This is a genomic window from Nisaea sediminum (assembly GCF_014904705.1).
Classification (GTDB): domain Bacteria; phylum Pseudomonadota; class Alphaproteobacteria; order Thalassobaculales; family Thalassobaculaceae; genus Nisaea; species Nisaea sediminum.
This window is the reverse complement of record NZ_JACZCQ010000006.1, coordinates 422,131-437,611: the sequence shown is the minus strand read 5'-3', so window position 1 is coordinate 437,611 and position 15,481 is coordinate 422,131. Positions and strand designations below refer to the sequence as shown.

The window sequence follows — 15,481 nt, the reverse complement described above, 5'->3', positions numbered from 1 at the left end:
TGCGCCCGGCCGCATTTGGGATAACGTCGGCGCGCCGGATCCGAAGCGCGATCGGCGCCGATCAAACTGCTTGCGCGCCGCGGTTATGTCCGGCCGAAAAGAGCACAACCAATTGGGGCCGGAGCCCGAGTTAAGATGAATCTCAGCGCCTACTTCGAGAGCGAACTGGATGAGCACCTGAAAGTCGCCGCCGCCGTCCGGGAAACGCTCGCGGCGCCTTTTGCCGACCTGACCGAGAAATGCGTGGCCTCGATCCGGAACGGCGGCAAGATCCTGTTCTTCGGCAATGGTGGTAGCGCCTCCGACGCGCAGCACCTGGCGACGGAATTGACGGTCCGCTACATCACCGACCGCGCGGCGATCGCGGCGATCGCCCTGACCACGGACGGTTCCGCGCTGACGGCGGCGGGCAACGATCTCGGTTTCGAGCGCCTGTTCTCCCGGCAAATCGAGGCGCTCGGCCGGCCGGGCGACGTCGCAATCGGGATCTCGACCTCGGGCCGCTCGCCCAACGTTATCGCCGGACTGAAGATGGCTCGCGAGAAAGGTCTCGTCGCGGCCGGTCTGTCCGGCGAAACCGGCGGGGACATGGTCGGACTCGCGGACCCGCTGATCAGGGTGCCGCACCGGGCCGCCGCGCGAATTCAGGAAATGCATATCACGATCGGCCAAGCACTCTGCGGCGCGATCGAGATCCAGCTTGGCCTCGTGGAGGGGTAATGACGCACGATTCCGATCTTGCGGCGAAGGTCGACTCGCTCGCCGGCGTTCGACTTCTTTGTGTCGGCGATGCGATGCTCGACCGGTTCGTCTACGGAACTGTCGACCGGATCTCGCCGGAAGCGCCGGTGCCGGTGCTCCGGATCCAGCGCGAGACAGCGATGCTCGGCGGTGCCGGAAACGTGGTCCGCAATCTCGTGGCGCTCGGTGCCGAGGCCTGTTTCATCTCGGTCATCGGACGCGACGCGGCGGGCCGCGAACTGACCGGGCTGGTCGCGGAGGAAGCGGGTGTCGAGAGTCACCTGCTGACCATTCCTGGGCGCGAGACCACGATCAAGGTCCGCTATGTCGCGGGCGCGCAGCAACTGCTGCGCGCGGACCTGGAGAATGTGGATGCGATCGATGCCGGGGTCGAGGAAGACCTGATTTCGCGCGCAATCGCGGATCTGGAGCAATCCTCCGCCCTGGTGCTGTCCGACTACGGCAAGGGCCTGCTCAGCAGAGCCGGGCTGACACAGCTGATCGGCGCGGCGCGGAAGAAGGGACGTCCCGTCATCGTCGATCCGAAAGGCAGCGATTACGGCCGCTACAGAGGCGCCACGGTGATTACGCCGAACCGGCGCGAGCTGTCCGAGGCGAGCGGGATGCCGGTCGACAGCGTCGAGGCGATCGTCGCCGCCGCGCGCCATATCATTGAAACCGCCGGGATCGAGTCCGTTCTGGTCACCAGAAGCCAGGACGGCATGACATATGTGAGCGGCGATCCGAAAGCCGAGCCGCTGCATTTCGAGGCCGTCGCACGCGAAGTCTTCGACGTCTCCGGCGCGGGTGACACGGTTGTCGCGGTGCTGGCCGCGGCGCTCGGACGGGGTCTGCCGATCGCCGCCGGGATCGAACTCTCCAATGCGGCGGCCGGGATCGTCGTCGGCAAGATGGGAACCGCGGTGGCCTATGCCTCCGAGCTCGCTGCCGCCTTTCGCGCGCACGATCTGCTGCAGGGCGAGGTCAAGGTCGCATCCGCCGATATCATCGCCAACCGGGCGAAGGAATGGCGCGACCAGGGCCTGCGCGTCGGCTTCACCAACGGCTGTTTCGATCTGCTGCATCCGGGACATGTCTCGCTGATGCGTCAGGCCAAGGCTGCCTGCGACAGGCTCGTGGTCGGACTGAACAGCGATGCGTCCGTGGCGCGCCTGAAAGGCCCGACGCGGCCGGTTCAGTCGGAAGCGTCCCGGGCGGCGGTGCTGGCTTCGCTCGCGACCGTCGATGCGGTCGTCATCTTCGGCGAGGACACGCCGCTGGAGCTGATCAAGACGGTCCGCCCCGACGTTCTGGTGAAAGGCGCGGACTACACGGTCGAGACCGTTGTCGGAGCCGAATTCGTCCAGTCTTACGGCGGCAAGGTGGTTCTGGCGCAGCTCGAAGACGGGCACAGCACGACGGCCACCATCGCCCGGATGAACGCCGGCAAGTAGCCGGTTTGCGGTTTCTTTCGGCATCGCATCCGTTGTCATCCTCGTCCGTTAGGAGGAGAATGCCTCCATTCTCATTTCGCCGGCGTTCGAACCGGTGGCAAAAGTCGAATAAAATCAAGGGAGATCAGGCATGACCTACGGTCTGAAGGAGTTCTGTCGCGAGAGCCACGACATTCTGGCCGCAAACAACAACGCGAACGGCCGGGACGCGGTCCGCAAGAATCTCGAGAAGCTTCTCAAGAACGATGAATTCGTCGAGGAAGTCTGCGGCAAGGACGCGCCGGTCGGCGTGACCGAGCTCTACCGGGACGACGATCTGGAATTTGTCGTCCTCGCCCATGTCAACGAGAAGCCGCACGCCTCTCCGCCGCACGATCACGGGACGTCCTGGGCGATCTACGGACAGGCGAAGGAATATACCGACATGAGCGAGTTCCGGCGCGTCGACGGCGGCAAGGGCGACGGCGCGGCGGAGATCGAGCATGTCAAGACCTACCGCCTGAAGCCGGGCGATGCCGGCTTCTACGACGTGCGGGAAATCCATGCGATCGATTATCCGGCCAAGGCTTGCTTTGTGCGCGTAACCGGCCGTCCGCTGGAGAACGAGCCGCGGCTGCGTTACGACATGGAAACCGGCAAGGCCGAGCTGATCGCTAACCGCTCCGCGAGCTGACCGCTTCCGCGAGCAGATTGCCGAGATCCCGGGACGCTCCGGCCGTTTCGACGACGGCCGGACGTGCCGCCAGGATGCGCTGGACGATCTCTTCGCGGCGCCCGGGATCGTTCGCGATTTCCACCGCCTTTGCCGCATAGTCCGCAAGGTCCGTTGCGATGCAATCCGTGACCCGCATGGTGCAATAGAGCCCGTAGGTCATGCGGCCCCGCATGTAGGGGCCCGGCCAGGTGATGACCGGCGTTCCAGCCGCGAAACCGCCGAGCGTCGTGTTGCTGCCGCCGAAATGGATCGGGTCGAGCATCACGTCGGCCGCGCCGAGCAGGCGTATGTAGTCGTTCTTCGGCAGGTAGGGCAGAAACCGGACCCGCTCCATGGTGTGGCCGAGGACGGCTGACAGCCGGGATTTCAGCCGCGCTGTCCATTCGGGGTTGGCGCCTTCGATCAGGCCAAGAGTCCCGTGCGGATCGCGTGTGAGGATATCCGCCAGAACGTGATCGTAGTCCGGATGCAGCTTGAACAGGTTCTGCGGGCAGAGATAGAGCGGGCGCCCCTCCGGAAGATCGAACTCCGATTTCGCCGCCGGAGGCGGAACCGCCTCGTCGCGATAGACCATCGGGATGCTCGGGCAGCGGATCAGCCGTTCCGAATAATGCGCCTCTGCCCCTTCCGGCTCGAAGCAATCGGGGGAGAGATAGGCGTCGATCGTGTCGATCCCCGTCGTGACCGGATGCCCCCAGGTCACCCATTGCACGGGCGCGAGCCTCGTATGGGCGAGGAAATAGGTGAAGGGCTCCATCCCGATATCGGTATAGAGCAGGGCGTCGAGCCGGCAGTGCGCGGCGATTTCCGCGGCGCGCCCGATCTCCGCCGGCAGCTCGACGACCCGGTCGAACCCGGCCGCGATCTCGGCTGCCGCCTTGTCCCGAAGGCCCGGCGGGCGAAGGAGTGTAAGGCGGAAGCGCGACCGGTCGAGACCCGTAACGAGCCGGCCGAAAACCGCGCCGATCGTGTGCCCGGCAAGATGTTTCGAACATATCCCGAGTTCGATACGGCCGGTCGGCGGCTTGGCGCCGGCGCAATGCGGCGCGGTGAAATTGAGCGCCGGACAGGCGCGCCGGTAGAAGGCGCTGATCCCCTCGGCGAGAACCCGGTCGTTGCGGCCATGATAGACGAGATAGAAATTCGCCGCGCCAATCTGCTCCAGCGGGTTCGAGAGACGAATGTGGCCGGCCTCGGGTGAGGCGAGAAATTGACCGATCTTCTCTCTCGCCGCGTCGATCTGTTGGAGACTTTCGGGAATGACCGGAAGAACGAGCGCCCGGCGGACGGGAAAGCCCGGATCCTCCGGGTGCCTATGGATCGCGGCGTCGAAGGCGTCGAGTGCGGCATCGTAATGACCGGCACTTGCCAGCGCTCCGGTCAGGTTGCGGGTGATCGCCACCCTCTCCGGCGCGGCTGCGACGGCCCGGCGATAGAGCGCGATCGCACCGCGGATTTCGTTGCCGTCCCAGAGAGCGATCGCGAGATCGTTCAGTAACGTGGCGTCTCCCGGTGCGAGGAGAACGGTGCCTCTGAAGTCGTGCACTGCCTCGCCGGTGCGCCCTTCGCTCTTCAGTGCCTGCGCCCGGTTGGCGAGGACGGTTCCGGAGGCAGGCTGGAATTTCAGCGCACGTCCATAAGACGCGATGGCGCCCGACATATCGCCGGTTTCCTGAAGAGCCAGGCTGCGATTGTAGAGCTGGGCGAAACCCGAGGGGTCGAGCAGGATCGCTGCGCGGAATGCCCTGTCCGCCGCCGCCATGTCGCCAAGCCGTTTGCTCGCGGCGGCACGGGCGCTCCAGAGCGTGGCATCGAACGGCCGATGTCTGCAGGCCGTTTTCAGGGCGGAAAGGGCATCCTCCGGCCGGTCGGCATCCATCAATGCGTAGCCGAAATTGAGCCGGAAATCGTGCCGTCCGGGATCGGCGACAAGCGCTTTCCCGATGCATGCCGCCGCGGGCAAGGGCCGCGCCGCCTGCAGGAGGGCGGTGCCGAGCAGGTGCCACCCGTCGGCCTGCTCGGGCGCCGCCGTCAGAGCTCTGCGGTAAGCGGTCGCCGCTTCGGCGATTCGGCCGGCGGCGTGCAGGCTGTGCGCCGTGACGAGCAGTCCGCGAACCTGCACCCTTGCTCCCCTTTTCCGTCTCACTCTGCCGCTGGCTACCGACTCGCTTATCATGGCGCGCCCGGATTGGCGATTCCCCCATGACAGCCTCCACCGGCGTGCTAGTTTCGGGCCAAGGGAGTGAAACATGCTGGACGAACTGTCCTTTCCGCCGATTTACCGGCCCTGCCGGGTCTTGCCGGGCACGGATGTCGAGAATGCCGCCGCCGAAGCCGCACGCGGGGGCGCCGATCCTGCGAGCCTCTATTGGCTCGACAGCGCCGAGCGGCTCGAATGCGCGATCGTGCTCGGTCCGGATCGGCCATTCTCGGAGACGCTCGCGGCCGTGCATGTCGCAATGGTGGCGCTCGGCGACTGTCTCGGCGCGCAGGTGCCGCCGCAGGTCGAGGTGCTGTTCGGCTGGCCGGACCGGCTGATCGTGAACGGGGGGCTCGCCGGGGGCGTGTCCCTGACGGTCGACCCGGCACTCTGGGGCGATCCGTCCGACCCGGTGCCGGACTGGGCGGTGCTCGGTGTCAAGCTGGCGATGATGCCGGCCGCCGATGCGCCCGAACCCGGCATGACCCGCCAGCGCACGACATTGCTCGACGAAGGCTGCGGAGACCTGACCACGGGGGATCTGCTGGAAAGTTTCTCCCGCCATTTTCTGCTCTGGACCAACCGCTTTCTTTCCGAAGGCCTGCGTCCGATTGCCGACAACTGGCTGCCGCGCGCCGCCAAGCGCGGGGAAGCCGTGGAACTGAAACTCGCCGGCAAGGAGTGGCGTGGAAAGCTGCTTGGCCTCGACGAGAAAGGCGGTCTGGTGCTCGGCGAGTCGAAAACGCCTCTCGTGCCGTTGACCGAGGTGCTGCGGAAACCGACATGGTCTCTCGACTGACAATGCGGGCGGAAATGGATGACTGAGGCGAGAGAGTTCTGGATCAGTTCGGGCTACGCGTTGCTGGACCGGACCGCGGACGGCCGTCTCGCCGTCACCGACGCCTTCCTGCGCGCGCTCTTCGCCCGGCCGGAGATCGCCCCGGTCGCGGAATCCTGCGCCACGGAACGCAGTCTGCACGCCGCCTTGCTGGAGGATCCGAGGCGCCCGGTGAGCGATATGGAACTGGCGGCATTCGGCGATCCGGACGGGCGGGAGAATTACCAGATCGTGCTCGGCTTCCGCGATGCGCTGCTGGCGGCGGACAGCCTCGAATCCTTCTATCTCTCGACCTTCCGTGAGGGGGTCGTTTCGATCCCGCCGCTGTTCCTCGATCAGGTCGCCCATGTCGTCGCCCGCAACATGCTCTATGGCGTGACCGACCCCTTCCGGGCGAGGGCGGCGGAGCTGCTGTTCCGCAGCCAGCGCGTGACCCTGCAGGAGGGCACCGTGATGTGCGCCGACGAGGAGATCGTCGACATGCATGCGGCGGGTCAGGGCTACAGCTCTCTCGAACGCCTGATCGCGGAGAACGACACGCCGCTCCGCTCCGTCGAGCTCGATGTGCTAACCGAGGAGAATGCGGAGATCTACTGGGGCCGCAGCGACCGTTTCGACACGGTGCTCGACCTGACTTTCACCCGCCCGGGCCTTGACGCGCTCTGCCGCGTGCTGGAGCTCTGGGTCGACCACTTCCTCGGGGTCGAGGTCTCGGTGACGCCGGTGCGCAGCATCGCGGACGAGAAATGGGTCTGGCATGTCGGCCTCGACGCGACCTCGAGCGCGATCCTGAATGCGCTCTACAAGGGCGAGGAGGTGCCGGAAGAGCAGCTGGTCAATCTGGTCGCCCTGTTCCGCCTCGAATTCAAATCGCCGGAGGCGATGATGCCGTCGATCGCCGGGCGCCCCGTCTATCTCGGTCTCGCGCAGGACCCGTCCGGGGTGCTGCGGATGAAGCCACAGAACCTGCTGGTCAACCTGCCCCTCGCGACGCCTGCCTGAGAGCCGGCGGATCCGCAAACATGGAGAGAGCGATGAACGAAGACATCTTCAACATGAGCGTGCGCAAATTCCTGAAGAAGGTCGGCGTGACCTCGCAACGCGAGATCGAGACCGCGATCCGCAAGGCCGTCGAAGAGGGCAAGGTCGGGGCCGCGACGGAGGCGAAGGTTGTGCTGTCAATCCCGGCGGCGGGCCTCGAAGTCACCATCGACGGCACCATCGAGACCGAGTAGCGCCATGGCCGGGGGCTCCTTCATCGACAGTTGGCGCGCCCGGGCCGTTGCCGGGCTGGTGCTGGCCGGCGCGGTCGCCTCGCTCGCCTATCTCCATCGCGACGACATCGCTGGACTGACCGGCGGGCAGCCGGTCGCGCTTCCCGCGAACGGACCGCTCGCCGAATGTCTGGCCGAGCGCTATGGCGCGGTCGACAAGATGCGCGAGGAAGGCATCATCGACGAGGCCAAGCACCAGCTTTTCCGCCAGCGCGCGGCGGCGATGTGCCAGGACCGGTTCGGCGGCTGATGCCGCCGCTCCGTCTCAGTGAATGCTCTCGTCCTCGTCCGAGACCTTGCCGCCGAGATAATCCTCCGTCGTTCGGACCGCGGGCCGCGCGCCGCCGCGCATCGGATCGTCCTTGCCTTCGAACTGGTCGACCACACGGCAGTCCTCGCACATCTGCAGGCGGCGCGCCGCCTCCGGCGATTTGAACATCGGGTGCTTATCGGCCAGCGTCTTCACGATCCGCTCGATCGAGCTCTTCGCCGCGAAGGGCTTGTCGCAGCGAATGCAGTGGAACGGCTCCTCCTCCTTCATCACCACCGGCGATTTCGCCCCGGTCAGGAAGTTCAGCCGCGGCTCCAGCGTGATGGCGCTTTCCGGGCAGGTGTTCTGACAGAGCCCGCACTGCACGCAATTGTTCTCGATGAAGGAGAGCTCCGGCTTGTCCGGATTGTCCTGCAGGGCACTCGCCGGGCAGGCGCCGACGCAGGCGAGGCAGAGCGTGCAGGCATCCACGTCGACCGCGATCCGGCCATAGGGGGCTCCGGGAGGCAGGGCGATCATGTCGACCGGCTGCGGCGAGGCCAGCCGGAGCTGGGCCAGCGCGGTGTCCATGATCTCGCGCTTGCCACCGAGCGCCAGGAAGGGCCGCGGCGTCACTCCGTCGGTCTTCGGCATCGACCAGAGCCGCGCTTCGACGGCATCCGGGTCCGCTTCGATCAGGAGCTCGACCAGGCCGCTCTCGAAGCCGAGCGCGGTCAGTACGGTCTCGGCGAGCCCGATCTGGTTCGCGAGCCCCGAGATCTCGTCGCGCTTCGTCGGATGCGCGTAGAGCACGACCCGTCCGACCCCGTTCGCGAAGGCTGCGGCGAGGAAGTCGAGCCCGACCTGCGTCGTCTGGGTTACCGCGAAGGGCAGGACATGCGCGGGCAGGCCTTTGCCGAAACGCGCCATCATGTCGATCACGGCGCCGCCATGCTGCGGGTCGTGGACGAACAGGGTGGCATGCCGGCCGCCGGCATCGCGATAGGCCTGCATCATGGCCGTGAGGCGCTCGATCAGCGTGGCTGTCGCCGGGAAGGTGTAATGCGCCGCGCCGGTCGGACAGACCGAGTTGCAGGCGCCGCAGCCGCCGCAGATGTAGGGATCGAAGGCGACCACGTCGCCGTCCGGACTGATCGCGCCCGCCGGGCAGACATCGATGCAGCGCGAGCAGCCGGTCTTGCGGCTGCGCGAATGGGCGCAGAGGTCGGCATGGAAATCGACATAGCGCGGCTTGGCGAACTCGCCGACCATGTCCGAAAGCTCGAACAGTGCCTTCTGCACCGCGACCGGATCGCCGGGATCGGGCCGGAAATAGCCGTCGCGCTTTTCATGGCCGGTGAAGAGCGGCGTTTCTCCGGTCAGGTCGAGGATCAGGTCGCAGGTCGACATCGCACCGTCCTGCGGCCGCTCGAAACGGAAGGCATCCCGGCTCGCCGGGTCGGCCGGGGCATAGCGGTCGACTGCGATCTCGAAGGCACCGAGATGCCCCTCGGCACGGGCGATCCGCCCCTGGAACACCGGCACGTCCATCACGGCGGGCGGGATGATGTCGTCGCTGTCCTTCAGCAGCAGCGTCACGTCGAGCCGTGCGGCGAGCTGGCGCGCGGCGTCGAGCGCGGCCTGGTCCTTGCCGTAGACGAGGCAGACTCCTTCCGAGGTCAGCGGAACCTGCGTCGTCGGCGCGCCGCTGACAGCGGCCTCCGCGATGAGAGCGGCGATCTTGGGGCCGGCCTTCGCCGCTTCTTCCGACCACCCGGCGCGCTCGCGGATATTGACAAAGGAAAGGGTGTCTTCCTCGCCGTTCTGTTCCGCCGCAACTTCGCTGAAAAGCGGCGCTTCCTGGGTACAGCAGACCGTCAGAGGGCCTCCCGCGGCTGCCGCATCGCGGAAATTTCCGAGCTGCGCACGGCAGAGTGCTGAGTGGATGAAAGGTGCCGTGCCGCCCTTAGAGAGCGCAGCGGCGCTCGCATCCAGGGGCATGGAGCCGTTACAATTGCAGATCAGCAGCCGCCCGTTTTCGGTGGCCATATCTCTCTCTCCCGCGCGCCTTGTTTCGTTGAGGCTTTCCTGTGCACGCTTTTGCTACACATATTTGCAACAGGGAGCGGCCGGGGCAATGACCCGGCGAGGGGAATCCAAGGAGTGGAAATGGAACGCAGCCGGACAATCCCGGTTGGTGTCGTGCTGGAGCGCCGAAAGCTCGACAATCCCTGGCAGGATTTCAGCTGGAGCGCCGTCTCCGTCATCGTCGGCGCACCGGAGGCGACCGAATGGAAGTTGCTGGACAAGGCCGAAGGCGTCGAGCGTTTCCATGCGGCCACACTCAAGCTGACGCTCTATCGCGGAGAAACCGAGGCCTACAAGGTGAACCTGGCGGGCACGCCGTCGGTCTATGTGGTGCTGCGCCAGAACGACGATCCCGAGTCCGAATTTGATGTCGTGCCGTTCCTGGCAACGGCGTCGGCCTATGAATCGCAGGACTATCTCGACTCGGGCGAGGAGATCGTCGATGCGGTGCCGATGCCGGACGGGTTGATCGCCTGGGTGCAGGATTTCTGCGACCAGCACCACGAGGACGAGGTTTTCGTCAAGCGCAAGCGCAGCGACCACCGCCGCGAGCAGGACAAGTTCGCCCGCCGGCCGCGGGTCGACGGGCCGCGAGACAGATCGGGGAGGCGCCGTCTTGTCTGATCGCAGCGACATTCCGGGACGGGGTTTTCTCGGCCGCTGGTCGGAGCGCAAGCAGGCGGCGCGGGAAACGATTGTCGAGGAGGCGCGCAAGGCGCGCGGCGGCGCGGCACCGGCGCTGCCCGAGGAAGCGCCCGAGCCGGCGCTGCCGGAGCTTTATAACGGCGACGAACGGGAAATGACGGACGAGGAGCGGGCCGTGGTCGCCACGCTGCCCGATATCGACAGTCTCCACGCCGACAGCGATTTCACCGCCTTCATGCAGAGCAATGTCCCCGAATTTCTCCGCCGCCGGGCGCTGAAGGCGCTCTGGCGCCTCAATCCGATCCTGGCGAATGTCGATGGCCTGGTCGATTACGGCGAGGACTATACGGATGCCGCTAGAGTGATCGAGGGCATGCAGACCGCCTACAAGGTCGGGCGCGGGTTCCTGACCGACGAGGATCTCGGGATCGAGAAAGAAAGCGACGAGGAGGGCACGGAAGACGGGGAAGACGTCCTGCAGGCAGAGGCGGACTCCTCTGAACAGAAGCGTCCGGAAAGCGAGCTTGCTGAATCTCCGGAAGTGCCGGATGGCGAGGAGTCCGACGATGATGTCGGCGACGGAGATCTGGTCTGAGGTGTCTCGTCCGCATGGTGGAAAGCCGGGGAAGCGCCACACGTGAATATGTGGACTTCGGCCCTGAGTGAGCGTAGCGTTGAACTGCTGGAAAATCGGGCTAAATGTCCGGAAATGTTTAAGTCCGCAGCCGTAATCGGCAAAGCGGGCACGCTAGGGAGAGAGGGTCGGTGACAGAAACCGCCCGCAGTCTGGTGTCGGAAGAAGACGCTGTTCGCGCGCACTGGTATGGCTTGCTCGCGCATTTTCTTGCGCGTCCGCCAGCTGTCGAGAGCCTCGAGATTGCCAGGAGCCTCGGTGGGGATGACACCCCGCTGGGCCGGTCGGTCGCCGCGTTCGCGGCTGCGGCCCGCGCTGCTACGGCGGAGTCTGCCGACGAGGAATATCACAAACTTTTCTACGGTGTCGGACGGGGCGAACTCGTCCCGCACGGATCCTATTACCTGACCGGTTTCCTGAACGAGAAGCCGCTGGCGGACCTGCGCGACGATCTCGCGAAACTGGGTGTCGCGCGTGCCGACGAGGTGAAGGAGCCGGAAGACCATATCGCCGCGCTCTGCGACGTGATGGCCGGCATGATCCGGGGTGACTTCGGCCCGGCCTGCCATCTGGAGCGCCAGGCAGAATTTTTCGACAAGCACATCGCCTCCTGGGCGGAGAAGTTCTTCGAGGACCTGGAAGGCGCGAAAGCCTCGGTTCTCTACATGCCCCTCGGCTCGATCGGACGGCAGTTCATCCAGATCGAGGGCGAAAGTTTCCGCATGCTCGGCTGAGGCCGGGCGGCGGTTGATCTCTTGCGCCGGGCACGGGCCGGCGACGGAGCGACATATCGGACCCGTGCGGAAAAGAACGGAGTTTGGTGAGATGGCGAATGCAAAAAAGCCCGAATCCACGCGCCGTGATTTCCTGAAATTGTCGGGCATTGGCGCTGCCGCCGGTGCCGCGGCGATTGCCGGAGCGCAGAAACCAGCCGAGGCCGCGGAGCGGCCCGGCAAGGTCAGTGCCGGCTATCAGGAAACCGCGCATGTGAAGACGGCATACGCCTTATCCCGCTTCTAGGGCGGATAGGGCAGGGCCGTCCCCACGGGGAGAGCCCAGGGCACCGCATGCTGGGGTGTCTCTGAAACATAAGCGGTCGGGCAAAGAGGCCGTAATGTTCGGGAGAACGATATGTTGATGAAGAAGACAGGCGGGCGCACTGCGTCCTCGCGCATGTCTCGCGCTCTGACCGGCCAGGCCGGCAGCGCGATCGACCGGAGAACGTTCCTGAAACGCTCCGGAATTACCGTCGGCGGTATCGCCGCGGCATCCGCCCTCGGCGGCGGCATGGTCAAGAAAGCTGAAGCGCAAGCCAATCCGTTGGCCGGGATCGAGAAGATCCGTTCGGTCTGCACCCACTGTTCGGTCGGCTGCACGGTCGAGGCGGAAGTGCGGAATGGCGTGTGGATCGGCCAGGAGCCGGGCTTCGACAGCCCGTTCAACCTCGGTTCGCACTGCGCCAAGGGCGCCGCGGTCCGCGAGCACGCCCATGGCGAGCGCCGGCTGAAATATCCGATGAAGCTGGTCAACGGGAAGTACCAGAAGATCAGCTGGGAGCAGGCGATCAACGAGATCGGCGACAAGATGTTGCAGATCCGTCAGGAGAGCGGCCCGGATTCGGTCTACTGGCTCGGCTCGGCCAAGCACAGCAACGAACAGGCCTACCTGTTCCGCAAGTTCTACGCCTTCTGGGGCACCAACAACGGTGACCACCAGGCGCGTATCTGTCACTCGACCACGGTCGCGGGTGTTGCCAACACCTGGGGCTATGGCGCGATGACGAACAGCTACAACGACATCCACAACAGCCGTGCGATCTTCGTCATCGGCGGCAACCCGGCCGAGGCCCATCCGGTCTCGCTGCTCCACCTGCTCCGGGCGAAGGAACAGAATTCGGCCCCGCTGATCGTCTGCGACCCGCGCTTCACGCGCACCGCGGCGCACGCGACCGAATATGTCCGCTTCCGTCCGGGTTCGGACGTGGCGCTGATCTGGGGCATTCTCTGGCACATCTTCGAGAATGGCTGGGAAGACAAGGAATTCATCCGCCAGCGCGTCTGGGGGATGGAAGAGATCAAGGCCGAGGTGAAGAAATGGACGCCGGAAGAGACCGAGCGGGTCACCGGGGTTCCGGGCTCACAGCTCCGCCGCGTCGCGCGCACCATGGTGAACAATCGTCCGGGCACCGTGATCTGGTGCATGGGCGGCACCCAGCACACCAACGGCAACAACAACACCCGGGCCTACTGCATCCTGCAGCTGGCGCTCGGCAACATGGGCAAGGCCGGCGGCGGCACCAACATCTTCCGCGGCCATGACAACGTGCAGGGCGCGACCGACCTCGGCGTGCTGTCGCACACCCTGCCCGGCTACTACGGCCTCGCCACCGGCTCCTGGAAGCACTGGGCGCGGGTCTGGGACGTCGATTACGACTATCTGCTCGGCCGCTTTGGCGACAAGAAGCTGATGGAATCCAGCGGCATTCCGGTGTCGCGCTGGATCGACGGCGTGCTTGAGGACAAGGCCAATATCGACCAGCCGGAGAATGTCCGGGCGATGGTGCTGTGGGGTCATGCTCCGAACTCGCAGACCCGAATGGTCGAAATGAAGAAGGCGATGGAGAAGCTCGACCTTCTCGTCGTCGTCGATCCCTATCCGACGGTTTCCGCCGTGCTGCACGACCGCAAGGAAGGTGCCTACCTCCTGCCGGCCTGCACCCAGTTCGAGACCTACGGCTCGGTGACCGCCTCCAACCGTTCCATCCAGTGGCGCGAGAAGGTGGTGGATCCGCTCTTCGAGTCGAAGACGGACCATGAGATCATGTATCTCTTCGCCGAGAAGTTCGGCATGGCCGACCAGATGTTCAAACACATCAAGGTCGAAAACAAGGTTCCCTTCGTCGAAGACGTGACGCGGGAAATCAACAAGGGCATGTGGACCATCGGCTATACCGGCCAGTCGCCGGAACGGCTGCGCAAGCACATGGCCAACCAGCACACCTTCGACAAGACCTCGCTTCAGGCGAAGGGCGGTCCGTGCGACGGCGACTATTACGGCATGCCGTGGCCGGCGTGGGGCACTCCGGAAATGAACCATCCGGGCACCCCGATCCTGTACGATCCGTCCAAGCCGGTCTCCGAGGGCGGTCTCACCTTCCGTGCGCGTTTCGGCGTCGAGCGGAACGGCGAGAACCTGCTTGCGGTCGATTCCTACAGCGCGAATTCGGAAATCAAGGACGGTTATCCGGAATTCACCATGGCCATGCTGAAGAAACTTGGCTGGGACAAGGATCTGACCGACGAGGAGCGCAAGACCATCGAGGCGATCGCGGGCGACAAGACCAATTGGAAGACCGACCTTTCCGGCGGTATCCAGCGCGTCGCGATCAAGCACGAATGTGCTCCGTTCGGGAACGCCAAGGCGCGTGCCGTGGTCTGGACCTTCCCGGATCCGGTGCCGCTCCATCGCGAGCCGCTCTACACCTCCCGCCGGGATCTCGTGGCCGACTATCCGACCTACGAGGACCGGAAGTCGTACCGTCTGCCGACGCTCTACGCGTCGATCCAGAAGAACGACTTCTCCAAGGACTTCCCGATCATCCTCACCTCCGGCCGTCTGGTCGAATACGAGGGTGGCGGGGACGAGACCCGGTCCAACCCGTGGCTCGCCGAGCTGCAGCAGGACATGTTCATCGAGATCAATCCGCGCGATGCCAACAATGCCGGCATCCGTGACGGAAGCATGGTCTGGGTGACCGGTCCGGAAAACGGCAAGGTCAAGGTCAAGGCAATGGTCACCGAACGGGTCGGCACGGGCGTCGCCTTCATGCCGTTCCACTTCGGCGGGCATTTCCAGGGAGCGGATCTCCGGAGCAAGTATCCGGACGGTGCGGATCCCTATGTCCTCGGCGAATCCACGAATACTGCGCAGACCTACGGTTACGATTCGGTCACGCAGATGCAGGAAACCAAGGCGACCCTCTGTCGCATCGAGCCTGCGTAAGGGAGCGAAACAATGGCACGTATGAAGTTCCTTTGTGACGCCGAGCGCTGCATCGAATGCAACGCCTGTGTCACGGCCTGCAAGAACGAGCATGAGGTTCCCTGGGGTGTGAACCGCCGCCGTGTCGTCACGATCAATGACGGCAAGCCCGGCGAACGGTCGATCTCTGTGGCCTGCATGCACTGCTCGGACGCGCCCTGCATGGCGGTGTGCCCGGTCGACTGCTTCTATCAGACCGACGAGGGTGTGGTTCTGCACTCCAAGGATCTGTGCATCGGCTGCGGCTATTGCCTCTATGCCTGTCCGTTCGGAGCTCCGCAGTACCCGCAAGCGGGCAACTTCGGCAGCCGCGGCAAGATGGACAAGTGCACCTTCTGCGCCGGCGGTCCGGAAGACGACCATAGTTCGGACGAGTTCCAGAAATATGGCCGCAACCGTCTCGCCGAGGGCAAGCTGCCGCTCTGCGCGGAAATGTGCTCGACCAAGGCCCTTCTCGCGGGCGACGGGGACGTTGTCTCCGCCATCTACCGTGAGCGGACCGTGGCCCGTGGCTTCGGCTCCGGTGCCTGGGGCTGGGGCACGGCCTACGACCAGAAGACGGGCGGCTAAGCGCTCGATCCCGGAGGCCGCCCCGGCGGCC

General features: G+C 65.2%; 15 protein-coding genes. 13 read left to right on the top strand and 2 right to left on the bottom strand.

The window, feature by feature from the left end; translation table 11 throughout:
* The first annotated feature begins 135 nt into the window (after positions 1-135).
* The 3 genes from IG122_RS14135 to IG122_RS14125 all read left to right on the top strand — a co-directional run bounded on the left by IG122_RS14135 (position 136) and on the right by IG122_RS14125 (position 2,868).
* Positions 136-720 carry an SIS domain-containing protein gene (locus tag IG122_RS14135; protein ID WP_193184606.1) on the top strand — a complete coding sequence of 195 codons (585 nt, stop codon included), beginning with the start codon at positions 136-138 and terminating at the stop codon, positions 718-720.
* On the top strand, positions 720-2,195 hold the full coding sequence (gene rfaE1 / locus IG122_RS14130) for a D-glycero-beta-D-manno-heptose-7-phosphate kinase (protein ID WP_193184604.1): 1,476 nt from the start codon (positions 720-722) through the stop codon (positions 2,193-2,195). Before IG122_RS14135 ends, rfaE1 begins: the two co-directional genes overlap by 1 nt.
* A gap of 130 nt (positions 2,196-2,325) precedes the next feature.
* On the top strand, positions 2,326-2,868 hold the full coding sequence (locus tag IG122_RS14125) for a cupin domain-containing protein (RefSeq protein WP_193184602.1): 543 nt from the start codon (positions 2,326-2,328) through the stop codon (positions 2,866-2,868).
* On the opposite strand, the gene IG122_RS14120 is transcribed toward IG122_RS14125, so the two are convergent.
* Complete coding sequence (locus IG122_RS14120) at positions 2,849-5,032, bottom strand: tetratricopeptide repeat protein (protein WP_193184600.1); 2,184 nt, start codon at positions 5,030-5,032, stop codon at positions 2,849-2,851. The two genes, IG122_RS14125 and IG122_RS14120, sit on opposite strands and share 20 nt — an antisense overlap.
* 127 nt (positions 5,033-5,159) lie before the next feature.
* Between IG122_RS14120 and IG122_RS14115 the strand changes: the two genes are divergently transcribed.
* The 4 genes from IG122_RS14115 to IG122_RS14100 are packed head-to-tail and all read left to right on the top strand — an operon-like array spanning position 5,160 to position 7,472.
* Positions 5,160-5,909: a biotin/lipoate--protein ligase family protein gene (locus IG122_RS14115; RefSeq protein ID WP_193184598.1), complete on the top strand. Its 750-nt coding sequence runs from the start codon at positions 5,160-5,162 to the stop codon at positions 5,907-5,909.
* A gap of 18 nt (positions 5,910-5,927) precedes the next feature.
* Positions 5,928-6,950, top strand: a complete 1,023-nt coding sequence (locus IG122_RS14110; protein ID WP_193184596.1) for a DUF6352 family protein — start codon at positions 5,928-5,930, stop codon at positions 6,948-6,950.
* A gap of 32 nt (positions 6,951-6,982) precedes the next feature.
* Positions 6,983-7,183, top strand: coding sequence for a DUF6494 family protein (locus IG122_RS14105; RefSeq protein ID WP_193184594.1), 201 nt, complete (start codon positions 6,983-6,985; stop codon positions 7,181-7,183).
* A gap of 4 nt (positions 7,184-7,187) precedes the next feature.
* Positions 7,188-7,472, top strand: coding sequence for a hypothetical protein (locus IG122_RS14100; protein WP_193184592.1), 285 nt, complete (start codon positions 7,188-7,190; stop codon positions 7,470-7,472).
* 15 nt (positions 7,473-7,487) lie between these two features.
* Here IG122_RS14100 and IG122_RS14095 read toward each other — a convergent pair whose 3' ends face one another.
* Complete coding sequence (locus tag IG122_RS14095; RefSeq protein ID WP_193184590.1) at positions 7,488-9,521, bottom strand: 4Fe-4S binding protein; 2,034 nt, start codon at positions 9,519-9,521, stop codon at positions 7,488-7,490.
* 120 nt (positions 9,522-9,641) lie between these two features.
* On the opposite strand from IG122_RS14095, the gene IG122_RS14090 reads away from it, so the two are divergent.
* The 6 genes from IG122_RS14090 (at position 9,642) to fdh3B (ending at position 15,450) form a co-directional block, all read left to right on the top strand.
* A complete protein-coding gene (locus IG122_RS14090) occupies positions 9,642-10,184 on the top strand; it encodes a DUF3305 domain-containing protein (RefSeq protein WP_193184588.1) in 543 nt (180 codons plus the stop codon).
* Positions 10,177-10,800, top strand: a complete 624-nt coding sequence (locus IG122_RS14085; RefSeq protein ID WP_226893573.1) for a DUF3306 domain-containing protein — start codon at positions 10,177-10,179, stop codon at positions 10,798-10,800. Before IG122_RS14090 ends, IG122_RS14085 begins: the two co-directional genes overlap by 8 nt.
* A 170-nt stretch (positions 10,801-10,970) precedes the next feature.
* Entirely contained in the window at positions 10,971-11,573 is a 603-nt protein-coding gene (locus IG122_RS14080; protein WP_193184586.1) for a TorD/DmsD family molecular chaperone, read from the top strand.
* Positions 11,574-11,664: 91 nt separating this feature from the next.
* Positions 11,665-11,859, top strand: a complete 195-nt coding sequence (locus IG122_RS14075) for a twin-arginine translocation signal domain-containing protein (RefSeq protein ID WP_193184584.1) — start codon at positions 11,665-11,667, stop codon at positions 11,857-11,859.
* A gap of 111 nt (positions 11,860-11,970) precedes the next feature.
* Entirely contained in the window at positions 11,971-14,841 is a 2,871-nt protein-coding gene (locus IG122_RS14070; protein WP_193184582.1) for a formate dehydrogenase subunit alpha, read from the top strand.
* A gap of 12 nt (positions 14,842-14,853) precedes the next feature.
* Positions 14,854-15,450: a formate dehydrogenase FDH3 subunit beta gene (gene fdh3B / locus IG122_RS14065; protein ID WP_193184576.1), complete on the top strand. Its 597-nt coding sequence runs from the start codon at positions 14,854-14,856 to the stop codon at positions 15,448-15,450.
* The last annotated feature ends 31 nt before the right edge of the window (positions 15,451-15,481 follow it).